Consider the following 24,183-nt stretch of genomic DNA (forward strand, 5'->3'; position numbering starts at 1 on the left):
ATGAGTGATAGCCCAAGCCAGGTTGAAGCCGCCGATATCGCCAGAATCCTGAAGTCGTTGCCGCATCGCTATCCGTTTCTGATGGTGGATCGGGTGGTGCAGATGCGCGGCGCGCAGTCCGGCATCGGCATCAAGAACGTGACCTATAACGAGCCGCAATTCATGGGGCATTTTCCGGAAAATCCGGTCTTCCCCGGCGTGCTGATGATCGAGGGCATGGCGCAGACGGCGGGCGTCATCTGCATTTCGTCGGGCGAGGTCGGCGGCCCGTCCAACACGGTGTTCTTTCTCACCATCGACAAGGCCAAGTTCCGCAAGCAGGTGGGCCCCGGCGACACCCTGGAATATCACATGGCCAACATCGCCCGGCGCAAGAACATGTGGTGGTACCGCGGAGAAGCTAAAGTCGGCGACAACATTGTCGCCGAAGCCGAAGTCGGCGCCATGATTGTCAGCAAGTGAGCGAGCGCGCATGACGATGATCGATCCGACCGCCCGCGTCGCCGACGGCGCGGTCATCGCGAAAGATGTTTTCGTCGGCCCCTATTGCGTCATCGGCCCCGATGTGTCGATCGCCGAAGGCTGCCGGCTGACGGCACATGTGCATGTGACGGGGCATACGAGCATCGGCCCACGCACTAGGATCGCTCCCTTCGCGTCGCTCGGCACGCCGCCGCAATCGGCGCGCTACCGCGGCGGGCCGACGCGGCTCGTCATCGGCGCCGATTGCGACATCCGGGAACACGTGACGATGAATACGGGCACCGAAGACGATCGCGGCGTGACCGAAGTCGGCGACAAATGCTTCCTGATGGTCAACACGCATGTGGGGCATGATTGCAAGGTCGGCAACAACGTGATCATGGCCAACAATGCCGTGCTCGGCGGCCATGTGCTGGTCGAGGATTTCGTCTTCATCGGCGGCAATTCGGCGATCCATCAATTCGTGCGCATCGGCGAAAGTGTGATGATCTCCGGTGTGGCGGGCGTCGCCGCCGACATCATTCCCTTCGGATTCGCCATCGGACAGCGCGCCGTGCTGGACGGGCTGAATGTCGTCGGTCTGCGCCGGCGCGGTGTGTCCCGCACCGACATCCACAATCTGCGTCAGGCCTATCGCGCGCTCTTTCATGTGCGCGGCGTTTTCAAGGAGCGCGTGGAGGCAGTGTCGCGCGCCTTCGGAGAAGATCCGCTGGTGGCGAAAGTGCTTCAGTTCATTCGTGACGGCGGATCGCGTCCGTTGATGAAGCCGGACAGCGCCGGCCTCGAAAGCGAACCGGCCACCGTCTGATGAGCGCGGCCGCCGCGACCGAGACCGGGACCGTCGCCATCATTTGCGGCGGCGGCACCTTTCCGCAGACGGTGGCGGAAGCGGTGATGCGGCAGGGGCGGCGGGCCGTGCTATTTCCCCTGCGCGGTTTTGCTGACGCCGACGTGGTCGAGCGCTTTCCGCATCACTGGATGAAGATCGGCCAGGTCGGCTGGTTTCTGAAGACGGCGCGCAGCGAGGGCGTGCGCGATGTGATCATGATCGGTTCGCTGGTGCGGCCGGCGATTTCGCAGCTTGCGCTGGACTGGCAGACCCTGCTGGTGCTGCCGCGTGTGATCCGCGCCTATTATGGCGGTGACGATCATCTGCTGTCCGGCGTGGCGCGGATTTTCGAGCATCATGGCTTTCGCCTTCTGGGCGCGCATGAAGTGGCGCCGGACATTCTGGTGCCGGAAGGCGCGCTGGGGGCGCGCAAGCCCGATGACACCGACAATGCCGATATCGGGCGCGGCTTGGCGCTGTTGCATGCGATCGGGCCGTTTGACGTTGGACAAGCGGTTGTTATTGCGAACAATCATGTGCTGGCGCTGGAAGCCGCAGAAGGCACCGATCGCATGCTGGAACGCGTCGCCGAACTCCGGCGCAGCGGGCGTATTCGCAAGCAGAAGGGCGGCGTGCTGGTGAAGGCGCCCAAGCCCGGCCAGGACCGCCGCTTCGATCTGCCCTCGATCGGGCCGCGCACTATCGCAGGCGCTGCGCAGGCAGGACTCTCGGGGATTGCGGTAATCGCGGGCGGCACCATCGTCGCCGAGCCGCAGGCGTTGATCGATGCCGCCGACAAGGCCGGCCTGTTCGTGGTCGGGATGCGGGACACATGAAGGTCTTTCTGGTCGCGGGCGAGGAATCCGGCGACCGCCTCGGCGCGGCGCTGATGCGCTCGCTGAAGGCGAAAGAGCCTGGCATCGTGTTCCGCGGAGTGGGGGGCTTCGACATGGCGGCGGAAGGCTTGCCGTCGCTGTTCCGCATTGACGATCTCGCCATTGTGGGCCTCGCCACCATTCCGCAGCGGCTGCCGAAAATCCTGAGCCGGATTCGCCAGACTGCGCGGGCGGCAGTGAGCGAAAAGCCGGACGTGGTGGTGATCATCGACGCGCCGGATTTCACCCACCGCGTGGCACGGCGCATCCGCAAATATGCGCCGCAGATCCCGATCGTGGACTACGTCTCGCCCTCGGTCTGGGCCTGGCGGCCGCGGCGGGCGCGCGTGATGCGGCGCTATATCGATCACGTGCTGGCCTTGCTGCCGTTCGAGCCGGAAGTGCACCGCAAGCTCGGCGGGCCGCTCTGCACCTATGTCGGTCATCCGCTGGTGGAGCAGGCAGGCGATCTGCGGCCGGATGCGCAGGAGACAGCGCGGCGCACCGCCGATCCGCCGGTGCTCCTGGTTCTGCCGGGCAGCCGGCGCGGGGAGATCAAGCGGCTGATCGAGCCGTTCCGCCGCACCGTGGAGCTGATTGCGAAAAAGGTCTGGCCGCTCGACATCGTCATTCCAACGACAGCGCATCTTGCTGACGTGGTCACCCGGGAAACTGCGCATTGGCCGATACGGCCCCGTATTGTAGTGAAGCGGGAGGACCGCCACGCCGCCTTCCGTACGGCACGGGCAGCCCTGGCCAAGTCCGGCACGGTAACGCTGGAGCTCGCGGTGTCCGGAGTGCCGATGGTGACCGCCTACAAGGTGTCCGGCCTCGAGGCGGCGATCGCGCGGCGCCTGATCAAGGTTCCTTCGGTGATCCTTGCCAATCTGGTGCTGGCGGAGAACGTGGTTCCTGAATTCATCCAGCAGGATTGCCGGCCAGAGACGCTCGCCGCCGCCCTGCAGCCGCTCTTATCTGATACGCCGGAACGGCGGCGCCAGACCGACGCCTTTGCCCGGCTCGATGCCATCCTTGAGATCGGCACGGCCGCGCCGGCCGGTAAGGCCGCTGACATCGTCCTCGATCTCGCCCGGGCACCGTCGCAGGTCGGTTACAGACGGTGACAATTTGTTTCCAATGACGGCCGTGCATCGCGCCGAAAGGCTGGCATCCCGCGCTGCACCCGTCTAATTTGCCGCGGGGACGTGCCGGCGGATATTGCCGCGGTCGATGGGTCCGGGATTAGATGCAGAACGGCCATTTTCCAAAAAGAGCTGCAATTACAGGTGTTTACGGCTACCTTCCGGACTATGTCCTGAGCAATGCCGAACTCGCCCGCATGGTCGATACCTCTGACGCCTGGATCACCGAGCGCACCGGCATCAAGGAGCGCCGCATCCTGAAGGGCGAGGGGCTCGGCACCTCGCATATGGGGGCGGAGGCCGTGCGAGGGCTCTTGGAGCGGACCGGCACCAAGGCGAGCGAGATCGACCTTTTGATCTGCGCCACGACGACTCCCGATTTCGTTTTTCCTTCCACCGCCAATCTCATTTGCGACATGGTCGGTGTCGGTCCCATCGGCTCGTTTGACGTGCAGGCAGCGTGTTCGGGCTTTATCTACGCCGTCACCATCGCCTCGCAATTCATCGCCACCGGGCAATGCAGGAAGGTGGTGGTGGTCGGCGCCGACAAGATGTCCGCGATCATCGATTACACCGACCGCGCCACGTGCGTGATTTTCGGCGATGGCGCCGGCGCGGTGCTGGTTGAGGCGAGCGAGAACGGCGAAGGCATTATGGACACGCTGATCCGCTCCGACGGCTCCGGCATGATCCATCTGCACCAGAAGGCCGGCGGCAGCCGCCTGCCGCCAAGCGCCGAGACCGTCGCCAAGCGCCTGCACTACGTGCATCAAGAGGGCGCCGCGGTCTACAAATTCGCCATCGCCAAGATGGCGGAGGTGTCGCAGGAGATCATGTCGCGCAACAATCTGCGCGCCGACATGATCGACTGGCTGGTGCCGCATCAGGCCAACAAGCGCATAATTGAATCCACCGCCGAACGCATGGGCCTGCCGATGGATCGCGTGATGATGGTGATCCAGAAATACGGCAACACGACCGCCGCGACGATCCCGCTCTGCCTCTGGGACTACGAAGACAAACTGAAAGCCGGCGACCGTCTCGTGCTCGCCGCCTTTGGCGGCGGCTTCACCTGGGGCGCGGCGTATCTCACCTGGGCGTATGACGGGGCGCGTGCGAACGGAAACGGGAAGGTGCGATAGAGCGCCGCGAAGACCGCCGTCGGATATCAGACAGGCAACTTCGCTCGTGTCCGTCGGCGTTTGCGGAACGACATCACCAGCCGGAACAGCAGCAGTCCCGCAATCAGCGCGACATAAAGTGCCAGTTCCGGCGTCCACGATTTCACCAGCATCACAAAATGCAGGACGGCAGCCGCCGCCACGACATAAACTAGGCGGTGCAGCCGGTTCCAGGCCGAACCGCCGAGCCGGCGGATCATCGCGTTGTTGGAGGTGATGGCGAGCGGCACCAGCAGGGTAAAGGCCAGCATGCCGACGGTGATGAACGGACGTTTGATGATGTCGGCCCAGATCGCGGACCAGGCGAGCCCCTGATCCAGCAGCATGTAGACGCTCAGATGCAAGCAAGCATAGTAGAAGGCGAGCAGACCGATGGTGCGCCGCCAGCGGATCAGGTTGGGCCCGCCGAGCTGGCGCAACGGCGAGATGGCAAGCCCGATGATCAGAAAGCGCAAGGCCCAAAGACCGAGCAGCCGCTCGAGCGTCTTCTGCGGATCGGCGCCGAGCGTGTCGGTGACGCCGAGATAGAAATACCAGACTGCCGGAGTCAGCCCCATTATGTAGATGGCGCGACGCACCGGGTCGGTGCCGACGGCCAGACGGGTGAGCGGCGCGGGGATTGCGGCGGATATCGCCATGTTCAGTAATTGGCCTTCAGATCAAGGCCGGCATAGAGCGAGGCGACCTGTTCGCCATAGCCGTTGAACATCAGCGTCTCGCGCCGTTTCACGAACAGGCCGCTCTCGCCGATGCGGCGCTCGGTCGCCTGACTCCAGCGCGGATGATCGACCTTCGGATTGACGTTCGAATAGAATCCATATTCGCGCGGGTTCTGCAGATTCCACGACGTAGGCGGCTGCTTCTCGGTGAAGCTGATGCGTACAATCGACTTGATGCTTTTGAAACCGTATTTCCACGGCACTACGAGGCGAATAGGCGCGCCATTCTGATTGGGTAGGGTCTCGCCATAGAGACCGACCGCAAGAATGGTGAGCGGATGCATGGCCTCGTCCAGCCGCAGGCCTTCGACATAGGGCCAGGGCAGCGGTTGGAAGAATCCGCGCTGACCTGGCATTTCCTCCGGGCGCACCAGGGTTTCAAAGGCGACATATTTGGCGCTGCCTTGCGGCTCCACACGCTTGAAAATGTCAGCGAGCGGAATGCCGATCCAGGGGATCACCATCGACCAGCCCTCGACACAACGCATGCGATAGATGCGCTCTTCCAGTGCGGCGTTCCTGATCAGGTCGTCAAAATCATAGTCGGCGGGCTTGCCGACCAGTCCGTCGATTTTCACCGTCCAGGGCTTGGTCGTCAGCGTATGCGCGTTGCGCGCCGGATCATCCTTGTCGGCACCAAACTCGTAGAAATTGTTGTAGGCAGTGACGTCCTTGCGCGGCGTGAGCGGCTCCGTGGCGGACAGGGGGCTTTTGGAGAATTGTAGCGGCGCGGCCACTGCCGACGTCCACGGCATCATCGTGCCGACCAGCCCGGCCGAAACCGCACCAGCCACGAATTCGCGGCGCCGCAGATAGATGGCGCGCGGCGTGATTTCGGAAGGCGCAATGTCGGGGGTGAAGCGCTTGCCCATCGATCCTCACAAATGTCGTTCGCCTTAGGCCGAACAGCGGCGAGCCGGCAAAATTCCCGAACGTTAATGTCGGAGTTTGCCCGCTCCCCGTCCAGTCATTCGCTGGTGAGGACAACAATGTTACGCGCACACGCGTTCGTGAACGGACGCGACAGCTGCGACAAAAAGGCCGGTGCTCGGATAGTTCCGGCCTAGGCAAAACGATAATGACCGAACGCGGTAACCTCCGCGTTCGGCGTCAGCCGGCCTGACAAATCTTCACGATTTTCGCGTCGAAATCGGCACGTAGTCGCGCCGGGTGGCGCCGGTATACAGCTGGCGCGGGCGGCCAATCTTCTGGTGCGGGTCCTCGATCATTTCCTTCCACTGCGCGATCCAGCCGACGGTGCGGGCGACCGCGAACAGCACGGTGAACATCGAGGTCGGGAAGCCCATCGCTTTCAGCGTGATGCCCGAATAGAAATCGATATTTGGATAAAGCTTCTTCTCGATGAAATACTCGTCCGACAGCGCGATGCGCTCGAGCTCCATCGCCACTTCGAGCAGGGGATCATCCCTGTGGCCGACCTCGGCCAGCACTTCGTGGCAGGTCTTCTGCATGATCTTGGCGCGCGGATCATAGTTTTTGTAAACGCGGTGGCCGAAGCCCATCAGGCGGAAGCTATCGCTCTTGTCCTTCGAACGCTTGATGTATTCGGGGATCCGGTCGACGCTGCCGATCTCCTCCAGCATCTTCAGAGCGGCTTCATTGGCGCCGCCATGCGCGGGGCCCCAGAGGCAGGCAATGCCAGCCGCGATGCAGGCGAAGGGATTGGCGCCGGAGGAGCCGGCCAGCCGCACGGTCGAGGTCGAGGCGTTCTGCTCGTGGTCGGCGTGCAGGATGAAGATGCGATCCATCGCGCGCGCGAGAACCGGATTGGCCTTGTACTCCTCGCACGGCACAGCGAAGCACATCTTCAGGAAGTTCGACGAGTATTCGAGCGAATTGGTCGGATACACGAACGGCTGGCCGATAGTGTACTTGTAGGCCATCGCCGCCAGCGTCGGCATTTTCGCGATCATGCGGATCGAGGCGACCAGGCGCTGATGCGGATCGGAGATGTCGGTCGAGTCATGATAGAAGGCCGACAGTGCGCCGACCGAGCCGACCATCACCGACATCGGATGCGCATCGCGGCGGAAGCCCTGGAGGAAGCGGCTCATCTGCTCGTGCACCATGGTATGGTTCGTCACGCGCTTGACGAAATCCGCCTTCTGCGCGGCCGTCGGCAATTCGCCAAAGAGCAGGAGATAGCAGGTCTCCAGGAAGTCGCCGTGCTCGGCGAGCTGCTCGATCGGGTAGCCGCGATAGAGGAGGACGCCCTCGTCGCCGTCGATATAGGTGATCTTGGACTCGCAGCTCGCGGTCGAGGTGAAGCCGGGGTCATAGGTGAACATCCCGGCCTGGCCGTAAAGCTTTGCGATATCGAGCACGTCGGGACCGATGGTCCCCGGGTAGATCGGCATATCCCAGCTTTTCTCACCAATCGTGAGCTTGCCGGTCTTGGTATTGGCGCCCGTCTTCGCGTCCATGAAAATTTCCTCTGTGAGCGGGCAGACCTCATGACCCCGTCTGGTCGGGGCCGGGTGTCGGCCGCAAGCCCCGGAAACTTGCGGCGGGTGAGGTCTGTTGCCGATTGGCCTAGCCCATCCCATTCCGTGCTGCAAGATGCGGCAGGCGCGACCGGGGACCCCGACGAAAGGATGAAAATCGGGGGATGCCGGCGGGTTCACCGCGAGCCTGGATCAGGCCGCCTGATCCCTCAGACGCGCCAGGGTCTCGTCCTTCCCGAGAACCTCGAGCACCTCAAAAATGCCCGGCGAGGTGGTCCGGCCGGTCAGCGCGGCGCGCAATGGCTGGGCGACCGAGCCGAGCTTCACACCCGCGGCGTCCGCCACCGCCCGCACATCGAGCTCGGTCGAAGCCGCGCTCCACGTCGTGTTGGCTGACAGCTTCTCCACAAGCTGCGCAAGTAATTTGCGGGCATCGGGCGTGAGCAGGGCCTGCGCCTTGTCGTCGATCTGCAACGGGCGCTCGGCCCAGATGAAGCGCGTACCCTCGAACAACTCGATCAGCGTCTTGGCACGCTCCTTCAGCCCCGGCATGGCCTTCAGAAGCCTGGCCCGCAAGGCCGGCGTCATCTTCGCGGCCAGATCTGCGCCGCCGGCGATATGGGGCAGGGCCTGCTCCAGCGCCGCCAGCAAATCCGTATCGGCGCTCGCACGCATATAATGGCCGTTGAGATTTTCCAGTTTCGCGAAGTCAAATCGCGCCGGGGAGCGACCGATCTGCGGCAGGTCGAACGCAGCCACCATTTCCTCGGTTGAAAAAATTTCCTGGTCGCCGTGGCTCCAGCCGAGTCGCACCAGATAATTGCGCAAGGCCGCCGGCAAGTAACCCATCGCCCGATAGGCATCGACGCCGAGCGCGCCATGCCGCTTGGAGAGCTTCGAGCCATCCGGCCCGTGGATGAGCGGGATATGTGCCATGACCGGCACATCCCAACCCAGCGCCTCGTAGATCTGTTTCTGGCGCGCGCCGTTGGTCAGGTGGTCGTCGCCGCGGATGATATGCGTCACGCCCATGTCGTGATCGTCGACCACGACCGCGAGCATGTAGGTCGGGGTCCCATCGGAACGCAGCAGCACCAGATCGTCGAGATTTTCGTTCTGCCAGACCACGCGGCCCTGGACCTGATCCTCGACTACGGTCTCGCCGGTCAATGGCGCCTTGAGCCGGATCGCCGGTTTCGCGCCAGGCGGCGCCTCGCGCGGATCGCGGTCGCGCCAGAGGCCGTTGTAAAGGCGGGTCTTACCTTCGCTCCGCGCCTTCTCGCGCATCTCCTCGAGTTCCTGCGGCGTGGCAAAACAGCGATAGGCCTGCCCGCGCGCCAGCAATTCCTCGACCACCTCGCGATGCCGTGCCGCGCGGGAGAATTGATAAATGACGTCGTCATCCCAGGTAATGCCGAGCCAGGACAGGCCGTCGAGAATGGCGTCGATCGCCGCCTGGGTGGATCGCTCGCGGTCGGTATCCTCGATCCGCAGCAGCATCTTGCCGCCGCGTCCGCGGGCGTAGAGCCAGTTGAACAAAGCCGTACGTGCGCCGCCGATGTGAAGAAACCCGGTCGGGGACGGCGCGAAACGGGTAACGACGGTTTCAGTCATGGCAAGAGCGGCGGCGTCCCAATCGAAAGCCGCGTCCCTGTAGCACAGCTACAGGTCAGGGCAATGTGAAGGCGTGCCGCCGCAGGTGCTCGTAGGGTTTCCCGACGGTAAACGGCGGTTCCGTCCCCCGCTTCGGCGCGGAGTCGCCGGCCTTGGCGGATCGGCACGAAACTGGCAGATAGGCCGCGCATCGGGCCGCGCAACGGATGGCGGCGCGGCGCATAGACGACAGACAGGATCATTCAGAATGACGGCAGCCGAACCGGCCACGACGGAAGCAGGGCGCGATTTCATCCGCGACATCGTGCAGGCCGACCTTGCATCCGGGCGCCACAAACAGGTCGTCACCCGCTTCCCGCCGGAGCCGAACGGCTATCTGCATGTCGGCCATGCCAAGTCGATCTGCCTGAATTTCGGCATCGCGGAGGAGTTCGGCGGGCGCTGCCATCTGCGCTTCGACGACACCAATCCGACCAAGGAGGAACAGGAATATATCGATGCCATCGAGCGCGACGTGCGCTGGCTCGGCTTCGACTGGGGGGCGCATCTCTACCACGCCTCCGACTATTTCGAGCGGCTCTACGGCTGGGCCGAGGACCTCATCCGCGCCGGCAAGGCCTATGTCGACGACCAGACGCAGGAAGAGATGCGCGCCAATCGCGGCACGCTCACCGAGCCTGGAAAGAACAGTCCGTTCCGGGATCGCAGCGTCGAGGAAAATCTTGATCTGTTTCGCCGCATGCGGGCGGGCGAATTCCCGAATGGCGCGCGGGTGCTGCGCGCCAAGATCGATATGGTGTCGGGCAACATCAACCTGCGCGACCCGGTGCTCTATCGCATCCTGCACGCCACCCATCCGCGCACCGGTGACACGTGGAAAATCTATCCGAGCTACGACTACGCGCACGGACAATCGGACGCGATCGAAGGCATCACCCATTCGATCTGCACGCTGGAATTCGAGGATCACCGTCCGCTCTACGACTGGTTTATCGAAAATCTTCCGGTGCCGTCGCGGCCGCGCCAGTACGAATTCGCTCGGCTCAACCTGACTTACACGGTGCTGTCCAAGCGCGTGCTGAACGCGCTGGTGAAGGGCGGACACGTGTCGGGCTGGGACGATCCGCGCATGCCGACGCTGGCCGGCATTCGCCGCCGCGGCGTGCCGCCCTCGGCGCTACGCGATTTCATCAAGCGCATCGGCGTCGCCAAGGCGAACAGCCTCGTCGATCTCGGCATGCTGGAATTTTCCATCCGCGAGGTTCTCAACAAGACCGCGCAGCGTCGGATGGCGGTGCTGCGGCCGCTGAAGGTGGTCATCGAGAATTATCCGGAGGGGCAGAGCGAAGAGCTCGAGGCCGTCAATCATCCCGACGATCCGGCCGTGGGCACGCGGCGCCTGCGTTTCGGCCGCGAGATCTATATCGAGCAGGACGACTTCATGGAGAACCCGCCGAAGAAGTTCTTCCGCCTGTCGCCCGGCAGCGAGGTGCGGCTGCGCTACGCCTATTTCATCACCTGCCGCGAGGTGGTGAAGGACGCCGCCGGCAATGTGGTCGAGCTGCGCTGCACCTACGATCCGGCAACCAAGGGCGGAAACGCGCCGGACGGCCGCAAGGTGAAGGCGACGATCCATTGGGTCTCGGCCAAGGACGCCGTGCCCGCGGAAGTGCGGCTCTATAATCCGCTCTTTATAAAGCCGGAGCCGGATGCGGCGAATTTCGTCAACGATCTCAACCCGAATTCGCTGGAAGTGCTGAGCGATGCGCGGGTCGAGCCCGCCCTGGCGCAGGGCAATTCACCCGAGCCAGTGCAGTTCGAGCGGCAGGGCTATTTCTGCCTCGATCCGGATTCCCGGCCTGGACGCCCGGTTTTCAACCGCACCGTCGGCCTGCGCGACAGTTGGGCCAAGGTGCAAGGCACCTGACCTGCAACTTGCGGCTGTTCCCGCGGCCGCGCGCATGTCACAATGACGGTGGGCAGCATGCGCGGAACGGGGCCGCGCCATGGACAAGACGCGTGGGGGACAGGCGACAACCTGGCCGCCCGAGGCGCGGCAGCGCGCCGGGGCGATGCCGTGGCGGCTATCCGGCTTCGCCGACAGGGTCCGTGCGCAATTCAATCGCTGTCTTGCGGTTGATCTTGCACCGGGCCGGCCGATCCTCTGGCTGCCGGTCGCCTTCGGCAGCGGCATCATCCTGTATTTCACTGCCGCGCATGAGCCGTTCTGGTGGGCAGGTCTGGGGCTGACCTCGGCGCTTGCCGCTGCGGCCATCGCACTGCGCGCCAGTGCCGTCGGATTTCCGGTGCTTGTTGCCCTGGCGGCCATTGCAGCCGGCTTCACAACCGCAACCATGAGAAGCCGTTTCGTCGCACATCCGGTTCTGACGACGCCGATCTTCAGCGCGCAGCTCTCCGGCTTCGTCGAAGTTCGGGAAGAACGCGAGCGCAGCGACCGCATCGTGCTGCGCGTGCACCGCATGCAAGCGGGCAGGGTGACAGAAAAGCTCGAACGCGTCCGGCTCTCGGTGCGCAAGGGAACAGCGCCCGCCATCGGTGCCTTTGTCGAATTGCGCGCCCGGCTCAATCCGCCGCTCGCGCCCTTGCGGCCGGGCGGCTACGACTTCGCGCGAGATCTCTATTTCCAGCGCATCGGTGCGTCCGGTTTCGTGCTCGGTCAGATCAGACAGGTGACGCCGCCGGAGCCACCGGATTTGCGGCTGCGCTATGCCGCCGCCGTCAATAGCCTGCGCGACAGCATTGACGCGCGCATCCGCGCGGCACTGCCCGGCGACAAGGGCGCCATCGCATCGGCGCTGATCACCGGCAAGCGGGACACGATTTCGACGCCGGTCAATGACGCGATGTATGTCTCAAGCCTCGGTCATGTGCTGTCGATCTCCGGCTATCACATGGCCGTCGTTGCCGGCGTCGTCTTCTTTGTCATCCGCGCAGGGCTCGCGCTGGTCCCGTTGTTGGCCAGTCTTTATCCGATCAAGAAATGGGCGGCCTTCTGCGCGCTGAGCATGGCGGCGTTCTATCTGCTTCTGTCCGGCGCCGAAGTTGCAACCCGCCGCGCCTTCATCATGACCGCGATCGTGCTGATCGGCGTGATGTGCGATCGGCCGGCCCTGACCTTGCGCACCATTGCGGTGGCGGCTCTCGCCGTGCTGCTGCTCGCGCCGGAAGCCATTGTGCATCCGAGTTTCCAGATGTCGTTTGCGGCAACGCTGGCTTTGATCGCGGCCTATGAACGCGGGCTGCCGTGGCTGTCGGCGGCGCCAAAGACTTCGCTCGGGATGCGCGTCGCGCTCTGGGGTGGACGGGAAGTTCTCGGACTGGTGTTGGCGTCATTGCTCGCCGGTCTCGCCACCACGCTGTTTGCTGCCTATCACTTTCATCGTCTCGCGCCATACGGTCTGATCTCCAACCTTCTGGCCATGCCCATCGTCTCGGCCTGGGTCATGCCAGCCGGCCTTCTGGCGCTCGCCACCATGCCTTTCGGATTCGACGGCATGTTCTGGCATCTGATGGGCGGCGGCATTGACTGGATGACCGCCGTGGCTTTGTGGGTGGCGAGCCTGCCCGGTGCTGTCGGCCGCGTTCACGCTTTCGGGATCGGGCCGCTTCTGCTCGCGAGTTTCGGGCTGGTGGTGATCTGCTTGCTACGCTCGCCGCTGCGATGGGGCGGTGCGCTTCTGATTGGTGTCGCCTGTCTTGGCGCGTGGCGAGCGCCCTTGCCCGATGTTCTCGTGTCGCATGACGCGCGCATAGTGGCGGTGCGCGCGCCGGAAGGCCGCTTGTCCTTCATGAGCACGGAATCTGACGATTTCACCGTGCGGGAATGGCTCGCCGCTGACGCCGATCCGCGCCTTGTACGCGATGAGACGCTATCGAAACACGTGCGCTGCGACGATCTTGGCTGCACAGCGCCACTCATGAGCGGCGGCGTGGTAGCGATGGCAACAAGTGCGGAGGCATTCGCTGATGACTGCAATCGTGCGGCAATCGTCGTGACACAGCGGCAGGCGCCGCCGCATTGCAAGGCGCAGGTGATCGATCGCGACGTCTGGCGGCCTTACGGAGCCGCGACGCTGACTCGGGCAGCGGATGCGTTCGAGATCACCTATGCGCGTCCACCTGGATATGACAGGCCTTGGGCGAAACGCCTGCCAGGCACCAGCGAGAACCGGGCTGTTTCGTCTGCACAAACACCCGCGCGCGATGCCACGCCGCGTCGTGAGGACATGGAAGCAGGAGATTGACTCGCGCGATCAGTAACGCCGGAACAGGCCGATCAGCTTGCCCTGGATGCGGACCCGGTTGGGCGGAAGAATGCGCACTTCATAAGCGGTGTTGGCCGGCTCAAGAGCGATGGACGCGCCGCGGCGGCGAAAGCGCTTCAATGTCGCTTCCTCATCGTCGATCAGCGCCACCACGATATCGCCGGTATCGGCGGTATCGGACTTGCGGATCAGCGCCATGTCGCCATCGAGGATGCCCGCCTCGATCATGGAATCGCCGCGCACTTCCAGCGCATAATGTTCGCCCGAAGTGAGCAGATCCGGCGGCATGTTGATGGTGTGGCTGCGGGTCTGAATCGCTTCGATCGGCGTACCGGCAGCGATCCGGCCCATGACAGGCACCGGCACGGGACGGCCACTGTCCTCCTCGGATGCCGTACGGACGCGGCCGAGATTGCCTTCGATGACGCTCGGGGTGAAGCCGCGCCGCAATCCACTGGTTGGCGTCGCCGATTCGGGCAGCTTGATCACCTCGATGGCGCGCGCCCGGTTGGGCAGGCGGCGGATGAACCCGCGCTCTTCCAGTGCGGTGATCAGCCGGTGGATGCCGGATTTGGAGCGCAGATCCAGAGCGTCTTTCATCTCGTCGAAGGACGGCGGCACGCCGGCTTCCTTCAGGCGCTCATTGATGAAGCGCAGCAGCTCGAATTGCTTGCGGGTCAGCATCGGCAAGACACTCCAGGTTCGGCCTCAGGGCTCCGTTCGACGATCCAGCCTCAAGGGCTAGAAACAAATCATGAACGGACACTATATGTTCCATATGTGTTCCGCAAGTGTTTAATTTGGAGTGAAGAAATCTACAGATCTCTAAAGGGGAAGCTTAACAATGCGGCACGGCTCGCCGGCGCGCAAAGCCGGTGCAAAAGGCTCCCGCACGACAAGGCAGTCGGCCTTGGCAAGCGCCTGCATCATGGAGGAGTCCTGGGCGAAGAAGGGGGTGGCGACCGGGATTCCACCCGGACCGGCCTTCAGCGTTGCCCGCTGATAGTCGCTGCGCTCGCCATTTGCCGGCAGATCGATTCCCGCAACCGCCGGTTCGGTCAGTGGACCAAGGTCGCTGCGGCCTGACAGTCTGCGGATCAAGGGCGAGAGAAACAACACGGCACAGACGAAGGCGGATACGGGATTGCCCGGCAGTCCAAGCACATGCATCGCCCCGAGTCGGCCATGCATCATCGGCCGGCCGGGTCGCAGGGCGACTCTCCAGAAGGAGATATCGAGGCCTTCGGCGGACAGCGCCTGCTGCACCAGATCATAGTCGCCGACGGAAGCGCCACCCGTGGTGACAAGGATGTCGGCTTTCGCTTCCCGCGCCCGGCGGATAGCGGCGACGGTCTCCTCAACACGATCGGGCACGACCCCGAGATCAATCACCTGCGCGCCTTCACCGCGGGCCAGCGCCATCACCGAATAGCCGTTGGAATAGACGATCTGGCCGGGGCCGGGCTCGGTGCCGGGCATCACGAGTTCGTCGCCGGTCGCCAGCACGGCCACATGCGGCGCGCCATGCACCGGCAAAGTTGCGTGGTTCATCGACGCGGCCAACGAAATGTCGCGTCCCGTCAGCACGCGACCCTTCTTCAGCAGCACGTCACCCTTGCTGAAATCAAGGCCGGCGCGGCGAATGTGCTTGTTCAGGGGCGTCGCGATATTGATGGTGATCGTGTCACCCTCGCGCACGACATGTTCCTGAATGACAATGGTGTCGGCGCCGTCCGGGACGACGCCGCCGGTGAAAATGCGCGCCGCGCATCCCGGCGTCACCGATCCCGCAAAAGGCCGGCCGGCTGCGACTTCGCCGATCACCTTCAAGGTTGTCGGAACATGCGCGACATCGTCCGCGCGCGCGGCATAGCCGTCCATCGCCGACACATCTTCCGGCGGCTGCGTGCGGCGCGCGGCGAGGTCTTCGGCCAGCACGCGACCGTGCGCATCCTGCAATCCGACATGATGTGGCGGGAGCGGCGTGGCGTGCGCGAGGACACGGGCGAGCGCTTCAGCAACCGGCATCAGCGCCACGGGCTACTCCTTCACTTTATAGGGACCGGATTTGCCGCCCTGCTTTTCCACGAGGCGAATGCCTCCGATCACCATGTCGCGCTGGATCGCCTTCGCCATGTCGTAGATGGTGAGGCAGGCGACAGAGACTGCAGTCAACGCTTCCATTTCGACACCGGTTTGGCCCGATACCTTCACCGTGGCTTCGACCAGAATGCCAGGCAGTCGGTGATCCGGCGACAGGTCGACCGCCACCTTGGTCAGCGGCAGCGGATGACATAGCGGAATAAGCTGATGTGTTTTCTTCGCCGCCATGATTCCGGCAATGCGCGCGGCGCCCATCACATCGCCTTTTTTGGAATCGCCGGCGAGCACTTTGTCCAAAGTCTCGATCGACATTTCCACATGGCCTTCGGCGACGGCCATGCGCTCGGTGACATCCTTCCCAGACACATCCACCATGCGGGCCTCCCCGGCATTGCCAAGATGAGTCAGTTGCTTGTCGTCTTCAGCCATGATGTCAGTCTAACCAGTAGCGACGTGTCGACGTTGATCCTTCGCAACCAGCGCGCGTGTCGCAGCCGTCACATCCTGCGCGCGCATCAGGCTTTCGCCGACAAGGAATGTTGAAATGCCAACGGCCGACAGACGCGCCAGGTCGTCCGGGGTGAAGATGCCGCTTTCGCCGACCAGCACGCGATCTTTTGGCACGCGCGGCGCAAGTCTTTCGCTGACCGACAACGACGTCTCGAAGCTTTTCAGGTCGCGATTGTTGATCCCGACCAGACGCGACTTCAGTTTTAACGCGCGATCGAGTTCGGCTTCATCGTGCACTTCCACGAGCACGTCCATGCCATAGGCGAAGGCCGCGTCCTCCAGATCGCGCGCGGTTGCCTCGTCAAGGCTGGCCATGATCAGCAGAATACAGTCAGCGCCCCAGGCGCGCGCCTCCGCAACCTGATAGACGTCGTACATGAAATCCTTGCGCAGAGCGGGCAGGGCGACGGCGGCACGTGCATTGGTGAGAAATTCGGGACGGCCTTGGAATGAAGGCGTGTCGGTGAGGACCGACAGGCAGGCAGCACCGCCGGCTTCATAGGCTTTTGCCAGTGACACCGGATCAAAGTCGGAGCGGATCACACCGCGCGACGGCGACGCCTTCTTGATCTCGGCGATGAGCGCGTAGTGGCCGTCCGCGAGCTTGCGTTCGATCGCATTCAGAAATCCGCGCGGGGCGGAAGCGGCCTTCGCCGCCTGTTCAATCTCTGCAAAGGGCCGCGCGCGCTTGGCGGCGGCGATTTCCTCGCGCTTGTAATCCTCGATCTTCTTGAGGATGTCGGCCATGGCGGTCTCAGGCGTTGGACACGGCGATCAGGCGCTCAAGTTTCACCTTTGCCGCACCTGACTCAAGCGATTTCCGGGCCAGCGCCACGCCTTCCTTGATGTCTTTCGCCGCGCCGGCCACCACCAGCGCCGCACCCGCGTTCAGACAAGCGACGTTGAGATAGGCGCACTCCTTGTTGTCCAGGACGGCTTTCAACGCTGCCGCATTGGCGTCGGCATCGCCACCGCGCAGCGCTTCGGCTTTCACGGGCTTCATGCCGATCTCGTCAGGAGTGATTTCGAAGGTGCGGATTTTGCCGCCAGCGAGTTCAGCCACATAGGTGGGGCCTGCCGTTGTGATCTCGTCGAGACCGTCGGAACCATGCACAACCCAGACGCTCTCCGAACCGAGATTCTTCAGCACCTGCGCCAAGGGCTCGATCCATTGCCGCGAGAACACGCCGACGAGCTGCCGTTTCACGTTGGCCGGATTGGAGAGGGGGCCGAGCAGATTGAAGATGGTGCGCGTGCCAAGCTCGACCCGCGTCGGGCCGACATTCTTCATCGCCGGGTGATGCGCCGGGGCGAACATGAAACCGATGCCGGCCTCGCGGATGCAGCGGCCGACATCTTCAGGCGTCAGATCGATCTTGACGCCGAGCGCCATCAGCACGTCGGCGGCGCCTGATTTCGACGACAGCGCGCGATTGCCATGCTTGGCGACCGGGATGCCGGCAGCGGCCACGATGAAGGCGGCGCAGGTCGAGATATTGTAGGAGCCTGACGCATCGCCGCCGGTGCCGACCACGTCGACTGCATTGGCCGGCGCGTTGACGGTCAGCATCTTGGCCCGCATGGCGCTCACCGCGCCGGTGATCTCGTCCACCGTCTCGCCGCGCACACGCAGGGCCATCAGCAGGCCGCCCATCTGCGAAGGGGTCGCTTCGCCCGACATCATACGGTCAAAAGCCTGCGCGGATTCCTCACGGGACAACGCTGCGCCGGTGGCCGCCTTGGCGATGAGGGCCTTGAATTCGTCGATCATCGGAGACACTCAATGTGCACGGGTGGCATTCCAGGCGGCAGCAAGGTCGAGGAAATTCTTCAGGATCACATGTCCATGTTCGGAAGCGATGCTTTCGGGATGGAATTGCACGCCATGCACCGGCAACGTCTTGTGCGATAGGCCCATCACCAGCTCGTCATTGGTCTCTGCGGTGACCGCGAGATCGTCCGGCATGGTTTTGCGATCGACCACCAGCGAATGATAGCGCGTCGCCTTGAAGGGGCCGTTGATTCCCCGGAACACGCCGCCACCCTGATGCCGGATCTCATGCACCTTGCCATGCACCGGCTCCGGGGCGCGCACCACGCCGCCGCCAAAGGCCTGGCCCATCGCCTGATGACCGAGGCACACGCCGAGCATCGGGATACTTGCCGACGCCTTGTGAATCAGATCGAGGCAGATGCCGGCTTCGTTGGGCGTGCAGGGGCCGGGCGACAGCACGATGGCGTCGGGTTTTGCAGCGATCACCTCGTCGGCGCCGATCTTGTCGTTGCGATGGACGACAACATCCGCGCCCAGCCCACCGAGGTAATGGACCAGGTTGAAGGTGAAGCTATCGTAATTGTCGATCAGAACGATCATGACGCCCGCGTTTCCCGCGTTCATTCAAGGTCTTAGACGCGGCCTTCCGGGGGGTCAAGCGAGCCGCCATGCGCCTGACAGAATTGCCTTATCTGCGGACGCTGCCTCCAACGAGGGTGTTCAGCTGCGATGGATCGAGTCGATCCAGGGCACGTTCTCGGGCTTTTCGGCAGGCTCGATGTCGAGATTCACCACCACCGCCTCGTTATCGCTGCGGATCACCACGCATTCGAGCGGATCGTCGGAACTGGCGTTGATCTCCTGATGGGGCACGTAGGGCGGCACAAAGATGAAGTCGCCGGGGCCGGCCTCGGCGGTAAATTCGAGCTGCTCACCCCAGCGCATGCGCGCTTTGCCACGCACCACGTAGATCACGCTCTCGAGTGCGCCATGATGGTGTGCGCCCGTCTTGGCGTTGGGCTGGATACTGACTGTGCCGGCCCAGATCTTCTGCGCACCGACGCGCGCATAGTTGATGGCGGCCTTGCGGTCCATTCCCGGCGTTTGCGCCGTGTTGGGATCGAGCGAATGCCCGGGGATGACCCGGACGCCATCGTGCTTCCACTTCGGCTCATGCTCGTGATGATGGCTCATGACGCTGCTCTCGGGGAGGACAGGTGGCCAATCCTATCAGGCGAAGGAGAGGCCGGCCATGCGGTTACTGCCCGCGCCCAGCCGCGCTGGCGAAGCGGCGCGCTTCCTCGGCTGCGCGGAACAACGCCTTGGCCTTGTTGACGCATTCCTGTTGTTCGGAGGCCGGGTTGCTGTCGGCAACGATGCCGGCACCCGCCTGCACGAACATCCTGCCGTCCTTCACCAGAGCGGTGCGCAGGACAATGCAGGTGTCCATGTCTTCGCCGTTCGCCGAGAAATACCCGACGCTGCCGGCGTAGATCCCACGCTTCCCCTTCTCGAGTTCATCGATGATCTGCATGGCGCGGACCTTCGGCGCCCCCGAGACTGTACCGGCGGGAAAACCCGCGACGAGCGCATCCAGCGGGTCGCGATCCTTGGCGAGGTCGCCCTCGACATTGGATACGATATGCATGACCTGGCTGTAGCGCTCGATGAAGAACTGATCGGTGACGGTGACGCTGCCGATCTTCGCCACGCGGCCGACATCGTTGCGACCGAGGTCGAGCAGCATCAGATGCTCGGCGCGCTCTTTCTCGTCGGCGAGCAGCTCCGCTTCGAGTGCCTTATCCTCATGCGGCGTAGCGCCGCGCTGGCGCGTGCCGGCGATCGGGCGGATGGTGACGCGGCCCTCGCGCGCGCGCACCAGTATTTCCGGACTCGATCCGGCAATGGCGAATGAGCCGTAATCGAGAAAGTATAGAAAGGGTGCCGGGTTCACGCGTCGCAGCGCGCGATAGAGCGAGAAGGGCGGCAGGGTGTAAGGCGATTCGAACCGCTGCGACAGGACCACCTGAAAGATATCGCCGGCGAGGATGTAGTCCTTCGCCTTGCGCACCATGGATTCGTATTCGGCCGGGGTGGTGTTTGATTGCGGCGCGACAGCAATGGGTCCGGTGTCGATGCCGGCGGCCGATTTGTCGAGCGGCTTGTCGAGCGCATCGACAATTGCCGAGAGCCGCTCGGTTGCGCGCGTGAGTGCGATGTCGGCGCTGGCGCCTTTCTCGGGACGGACCGGCGTGACGACCGTGATGCTATCGGTCACCGCGTCGAACACAATCACGACTGTCGGGCGGATCAGGATCGCATCGGGTAAACCCAGCGCATCCGGATTGACGTCCGGCAGGTGCTCCATCTGCCGGACCATGTCATAGCCGAGATAGCCAAAAATGCCCGCGGCAGGCGGCGGCAAACCATGCGGCAACGCGATACGGCTTTCGGCGATTAGGCTGCGCAAGGCCTGCAATGGCTTTTCGCTGCACGGCTTGAATGCGTCAGGCGTCGCGCGGATCTTGCGGTTGATTTCTGCCTTGTCGCCGTTGGCTCGCCAGACAAGATCGGGATCAAGACCGATCACCGAATAGCGCCCGCGCACGGCGCCGCCTTCAACTGATTCCAGCAGAAAGCTCATTGGCTTTCCGCCCGCCACCTTCAGAAAGGCCGAGACTGGCGTTTCCAGATCAGCCACAAGCGTCGACCAGACCACCTGCGGTTCGCCGCGATTGTAGCGCCGGGCAAAATCCTCGGCGGAAGGCTCGATCCGCATGCTAGTTGGTTCTGGCGCCGATTGCCTGATTGAGCGCCGCCTCGTTGATGACGGCCCCGAGATCAGTCTGCAGCTGCCCGACATATTGCGCGATCAAGTCTTCGGCATAGGCCGTGCGCAGGCTTTCCCGAATCTCCTTCGTTTCGGCCGACTCCATGTTGAGCGGCGGCACGGTGATGTCAGTCAGGCGGAAGACGATCCATTGGGTCGGACTATCTCCCTCACTCGAACTGACGGCGCCTTTGGGAACCGAGAAGATTTCGCCGAGCGCGCGCGCAGGGACGCCTTCGGCGCTCTTATCGCGCTTCAAGCCGGAGGTCGTCTGCCATTTCAGCTCGCCGAGAACAGCGGCGTCGTTTCCGCCGGACATTTTCAGCTTGTCGGCGAGTTCGGTGGCCTTGGCGCGCAGACGCGCCGCGATCTGCTCCTGCCGCCAACGTTCGATCACGCGATCCTTGACTTCATCAAGCGTCCGCTCACGCGACGGCGTGATATCGAGCACTTCGTACCAGAGATAACCGCCGCCCGGCACTGACAAGGCGTCGTTCTCGGCGCCGACATCGGTTGTGAAGGCGTTGGAGATCAGGTCGACCCCTTGCGGCAGGCCGGTGACGGGTCCCCCCTCCGGATTGCGCCCGGAGCGATCGACTGCATCAATCGTGCGAGTCGGCAGGTTCAGCTTTTTCGCAATATCGGCGAGCGGTGCACCGGCCCCGCGCTCATCCTCGAACTTGTCGTGCAGGCTTGCGATCTGCGCGCGGGCGCGCTCCAGCGCCAGCTCTTTTTTAAGCTCGCCGGCCACTTCCTGAAAGGACCGTTCCTTACCTGGCTCTATTTTGGCCACCCGCACGATGGTGATGCCAAACCGCCCTTCGATCGGCGCGCTGACGCCGCCTTCGGCAAGAGCGAAAGCGGCCTCCGCAACCGCCTTGTCGAGAACGGCTGATTTCGCCAGCACACCGAGATTGAGGTCCTTTTCGGAAATCTTCCGCTCTGCGGCGAGTTGCGCGAAGGTCATGCCTTTGGAGAGTTGTTCGGCCGCGGCTTTTGCTTCTTCGGCGTTCGGAAAGACGATTTGCTGCAGTTCGCGCCGCTCGGGTGTCGCAAAGGTCGCACGCCGTTCCTCGTAGGCCTTCTTCAGATCATCGTCGGAGATTTGCGTCCAGGTGGCAATTTCCGACGGCGTCAGCGCGACATATTCGATCTTTCGAAATTCCGGCGCGCGGAAGACGGATTTGCGTTCGTCGAAATATTTGCTCAGCACATCCGGCGCCGGCGCTTCGATCTCGCCGGCCTGTTTGGTATCAAGCAGTACGTATTGAATCGTCCGCTCTTCATTGCGATACCGATGCTGGGCCTGCACAGCCGTGGCAGGAACATGCAAACCGTCGCTGAGAACGCCGGCAATCTGGCGCCGCAGGATCAGCTTGCGCTGTTCGGCGACGTAACGCTGCTCGGTGTAGCCTGCCTGGCGGATCAACGCCTGAAAGCGAGACTGGTCGAACTGGCCGTTGAAGCCGCGGAAATTTGGATCGTTGCGGATGCGGTCGGCAACCTGCGCGTCCGACACCGCGAGGCGCAGGTTCCGCGCTTCTTCGTCGAGCGCCGTTTCGGCGATCAACTGCGCCAACAATTGGCGGTGCAGACCCAGCGCCCGCAATTGCTCGGCATTCAACGCCCGGCCGAACTGACGGATCAATTGCTGCTGGCGGTCCGTATAAAGCTGCCGGAACTGATCAACCGTGATCTCTGTGCGGCCGATTTTCGCGACGGTGGATTGGCCGAAGCCGCGGAAGATGTCGCCGATACCCCAGACTGCGAAGCTGATTGCAATCAGGCCCAGGATCACCCCGGTGATGGCGCGGCCCAGCCAGTTGCGGGTCGCAGTGTGAATTCCTCGGAGCATCGGCGCTTTTATCTCGACTGTGGAAGGGGATAGTCCAAAGGGGGCGCATCATAGGGAGGGCGGTTGTGCCCCGCAACAGACGCAGCCGCCAGTCAGGAAAGCGCTGGCGCGGCTGCGGTCGGTTTGCTACCGCGTCTTCTACCGCCAACGCATGAGGTGTCAAAGATGGCGAACGCGCCGCGTCCGCTGGTCGCAGGTAACTGGAAGATGAACGGACTCAAGGCCTCGCGCAGCGAGCTTGAGAAAATCATTCAGGGGGCCAAGGCAAAGCCGACCAATTGCGACCTGATGATTTGTCCGCCGGCAACCTTGCTGGACAGTTTCGCGGCCACGGCGCAGGGATCACCGGTCGCCATCGGCGCCCAGGATTGCCATGCTGAAGTCTCCGGAGCGTTTACCGGGGATATTTCGGCGGAAATGTTGAAAGACGTGGGCGCCGGCGCCGTGATCGTCGGCCATTCCGAGCGCCGAACCCTGCACAAGGAAAGCGACGCCGATGTAAAGGCCAAGGCGGCGGCGGCGGCGCGGGCCGGGCTCATCGCCATTCTCTGCATTGGCGAAACGCAGGAGGAACGGCAGGCCGGAGCCACCCTGGCGCGCATCGAGCGCCAGCTCGATGGCTCTTTGCCGGACAGCTTTGATGAGCGGACCCTGGTGATCGCCTACGAGCCGGTCTGGGCCATCGGTACCGGCTTGACGCCCACGACCAAGGACGTGGCCGAGGTGCATGACTTCATCCGGAAACGGCTGGTCGGGGGCAATGCGCAGGCCGGCGAGGGCGTCCGCATTCTGTATGGCGGCTCGGTGAAGCCAGCAAATGCCAGGGAGCTTTTGGCGGTTCCCCATGTCAACGGCGCTCTGGTGGGAGGAGCCAGCCTGAAAGCAGAGGATTTTCTGGGAATTGTGGCTGCGTATCTCTGACAAGGGCGAGGGTGGAAATCTCGCGGGGGATCGTGTAGAGACGCGCCCGACTTCCTATATCGAGGCGGTTCCGGCGCGGCGCTGAGCCGGCCTTATCGGATTTTAGCTTATGCAGACCGTTGTGATCGTTGTCCACCTTATGATCGTGCTGGGTATTATCGGCCTGGTGCTTCTGCAACGCTCGGAAGGCGGCGGCCTTGGCATCGGTGGCGGCGGCGGCTTCATGAGCACCCGCGGCACCACCAACACCCTGTCCCGGACAACGGCAATTCTGGCAGGGCTGTTCTTTGCCACCAGCCTGATGCTGTCGTGGTTGGCGGGCTACGAGCGTCAGCCGACGTCAATTCTAAATACTGGGGCACCGGTGACGGCACCTGGCACGCCTGCCCCCCCGCTCAGCCAGGGAGGGGGGGTGCTCGACACCCTGCGACAGCAGGGACAGGGACAGCCATCGGGGCCACAGGTGCCTCGCTCACAGTAAGACCCATTCAGAAGGGCCGGGAAACCGGCCCTTCGAATTTGTGGGGATAGCCATACGGAAACAGGTAGATGCGCCTCTCGTCGAATCGAACGCCGATCGTTAAAGGTTAAGTCCC

At 63.4% G+C, this 24,183-nt stretch carries 22 protein-coding genes; 9 read left to right on the forward strand and 13 right to left on the reverse strand.

Going from position 1 to position 24,183, the window contains the following annotated elements; translation table 11 throughout:
• From fabZ to RO009_16780, 5 genes are all read left to right on the forward strand, one after another.
• Positions 1-462 (forward strand): 3-hydroxyacyl-ACP dehydratase FabZ, encoded by a 462-nt coding sequence (gene fabZ, locus RO009_16760; protein MDT3686683.1) that lies wholly within the window; start codon positions 1-3, stop codon positions 460-462.
• 10 nt (positions 463-472) lie between these two features.
• Complete coding sequence (lpxA, locus tag RO009_16765; GenBank protein MDT3686684.1) at positions 473-1,291, forward strand: acyl-ACP--UDP-N-acetylglucosamine O-acyltransferase; 819 nt, start codon at positions 473-475, stop codon at positions 1,289-1,291.
• Complete coding sequence (gene lpxI / locus RO009_16770) at positions 1,291-2,148, forward strand: UDP-2,3-diacylglucosamine diphosphatase LpxI (GenBank protein ID MDT3686685.1); 858 nt, start codon at positions 1,291-1,293, stop codon at positions 2,146-2,148. Before lpxA ends, lpxI begins: the two co-directional genes overlap by 1 nt.
• Entirely contained in the window at positions 2,145-3,311 is a 1,167-nt protein-coding gene (gene lpxB / locus RO009_16775; GenBank protein ID MDT3686686.1) for a lipid-A-disaccharide synthase, read from the forward strand. The genes lpxI and lpxB overlap by 4 nt, the downstream gene beginning before the upstream one ends.
• A 122-nt stretch (positions 3,312-3,433) precedes the next feature.
• On the forward strand, positions 3,434-4,471 hold the full coding sequence (locus tag RO009_16780) for a beta-ketoacyl-ACP synthase III (protein MDT3686687.1): 1,038 nt from the start codon (positions 3,434-3,436) through the stop codon (positions 4,469-4,471).
• A gap of 26 nt (positions 4,472-4,497) precedes the next feature.
• Here the strand turns inward: RO009_16780 and msrQ are convergent, their stop codons facing one another.
• The 4 genes from msrQ to gltX all read right to left on the reverse strand — a co-directional run bounded on the left by msrQ (position 4,498) and on the right by gltX (position 9,308).
• Positions 4,498-5,148, reverse strand: coding sequence for a protein-methionine-sulfoxide reductase heme-binding subunit MsrQ (gene msrQ, locus RO009_16785; GenBank protein MDT3686688.1), 651 nt, complete (start codon positions 5,146-5,148; stop codon positions 4,498-4,500).
• A gap of 2 nt (positions 5,149-5,150) precedes the next feature.
• Positions 5,151-6,101 (reverse strand): protein-methionine-sulfoxide reductase catalytic subunit MsrP, encoded by a 951-nt coding sequence (gene msrP / locus RO009_16790; protein ID MDT3686689.1) that lies wholly within the window; start codon positions 6,099-6,101, stop codon positions 5,151-5,153.
• Between the two features lie 258 nt (positions 6,102-6,359).
• A complete protein-coding gene (gene gltA, locus RO009_16795) occupies positions 6,360-7,673 on the reverse strand; it encodes a citrate synthase (protein MDT3686690.1) in 1,314 nt (437 codons plus the stop codon).
• A 213-nt stretch (positions 7,674-7,886) separates the two neighbouring features.
• The gene (gene gltX / locus RO009_16800; GenBank protein MDT3686691.1) at positions 7,887-9,308 is read right to left on the reverse strand and encodes a glutamate--tRNA ligase; all 1,422 of its coding nucleotides are present in this window, start codon (positions 9,306-9,308) and stop codon (positions 7,887-7,889) included.
• A 247-nt stretch (positions 9,309-9,555) separates the two neighbouring features.
• Between gltX and RO009_16805 the strand changes: the two genes are divergently transcribed.
• Both RO009_16805 and RO009_16810 read left to right on the forward strand, forming a co-directional pair.
• Entirely contained in the window at positions 9,556-11,235 is a 1,680-nt protein-coding gene (locus tag RO009_16805) for a glutamine--tRNA ligase/YqeY domain fusion protein (GenBank protein MDT3686692.1), read from the forward strand.
• 79 nt (positions 11,236-11,314) lie between these two features.
• Entirely contained in the window at positions 11,315-13,573 is a 2,259-nt protein-coding gene (locus RO009_16810; GenBank protein ID MDT3686693.1) for a ComEC/Rec2 family competence protein, read from the forward strand.
• A gap of 9 nt (positions 13,574-13,582) precedes the next feature.
• Here RO009_16810 and lexA read toward each other — a convergent pair whose 3' ends face one another.
• The 9 genes from lexA to RO009_16855 form a co-directional block, all read right to left on the reverse strand.
• The gene (lexA, locus tag RO009_16815) at positions 13,583-14,278 is read right to left on the reverse strand and encodes a transcriptional repressor LexA (protein ID MDT3686694.1); all 696 of its coding nucleotides are present in this window, start codon (positions 14,276-14,278) and stop codon (positions 13,583-13,585) included.
• A 141-nt stretch (positions 14,279-14,419) separates the two neighbouring features.
• A complete protein-coding gene (locus tag RO009_16820; GenBank protein ID MDT3686695.1) occupies positions 14,420-15,631 on the reverse strand; it encodes a molybdopterin molybdotransferase MoeA in 1,212 nt (403 codons plus the stop codon).
• A 3-nt stretch (positions 15,632-15,634) separates the two neighbouring features.
• Positions 15,635-16,126, reverse strand: a complete 492-nt coding sequence (gene moaC, locus RO009_16825; GenBank protein MDT3686696.1) for a cyclic pyranopterin monophosphate synthase MoaC — start codon at positions 16,124-16,126, stop codon at positions 15,635-15,637.
• Positions 16,127-16,135: 9 nt separating this feature from the next.
• Positions 16,136-16,954 (reverse strand): indole-3-glycerol phosphate synthase TrpC, encoded by an 819-nt coding sequence (trpC, locus tag RO009_16830; protein MDT3686697.1) that lies wholly within the window; start codon positions 16,952-16,954, stop codon positions 16,136-16,138.
• 7 nt (positions 16,955-16,961) lie between these two features.
• Positions 16,962-17,975 (reverse strand): anthranilate phosphoribosyltransferase, encoded by a 1,014-nt coding sequence (gene trpD / locus RO009_16835; GenBank protein ID MDT3686698.1) that lies wholly within the window; start codon positions 17,973-17,975, stop codon positions 16,962-16,964.
• A gap of 12 nt (positions 17,976-17,987) precedes the next feature.
• A complete protein-coding gene (locus RO009_16840; protein ID MDT3686699.1) occupies positions 17,988-18,581 on the reverse strand; it encodes an aminodeoxychorismate/anthranilate synthase component II in 594 nt (197 codons plus the stop codon).
• A gap of 120 nt (positions 18,582-18,701) precedes the next feature.
• Positions 18,702-19,175 carry a cupin domain-containing protein gene (locus RO009_16845; GenBank protein MDT3686700.1) on the reverse strand — a complete coding sequence of 158 codons (474 nt, stop codon included), beginning with the start codon at positions 19,173-19,175 and terminating at the stop codon, positions 18,702-18,704.
• Positions 19,176-19,239: 64 nt separating this feature from the next.
• A complete protein-coding gene (gene trpE / locus RO009_16850; GenBank protein ID MDT3686701.1) occupies positions 19,240-20,760 on the reverse strand; it encodes an anthranilate synthase component I in 1,521 nt (506 codons plus the stop codon).
• A gap of 1 nt (position 20,761) precedes the next feature.
• Entirely contained in the window at positions 20,762-22,666 is a 1,905-nt protein-coding gene (locus RO009_16855; GenBank protein ID MDT3686702.1) for a SurA N-terminal domain-containing protein, read from the reverse strand.
• A gap of 165 nt (positions 22,667-22,831) precedes the next feature.
• On the opposite strand from RO009_16855, the gene tpiA reads away from it, so the two are divergent.
• Positions 22,832-23,587, forward strand: coding sequence for a triose-phosphate isomerase (tpiA, locus tag RO009_16860; GenBank protein MDT3686703.1), 756 nt, complete (start codon positions 22,832-22,834; stop codon positions 23,585-23,587).
• 109 nt (positions 23,588-23,696) lie between these two features.
• The gene (gene secG / locus RO009_16865) at positions 23,697-24,068 is read left to right on the forward strand and encodes a preprotein translocase subunit SecG (GenBank protein ID MDT3686704.1); all 372 of its coding nucleotides are present in this window, start codon (positions 23,697-23,699) and stop codon (positions 24,066-24,068) included.
• The last annotated feature ends 115 nt before the right edge of the window (positions 24,069-24,183 follow it).

It is taken from the genome of Pseudorhodoplanes sp. (genome assembly GCA_032027085.1).
GTDB lineage: Bacteria > Pseudomonadota > Alphaproteobacteria > Rhizobiales > Xanthobacteraceae > Pseudorhodoplanes.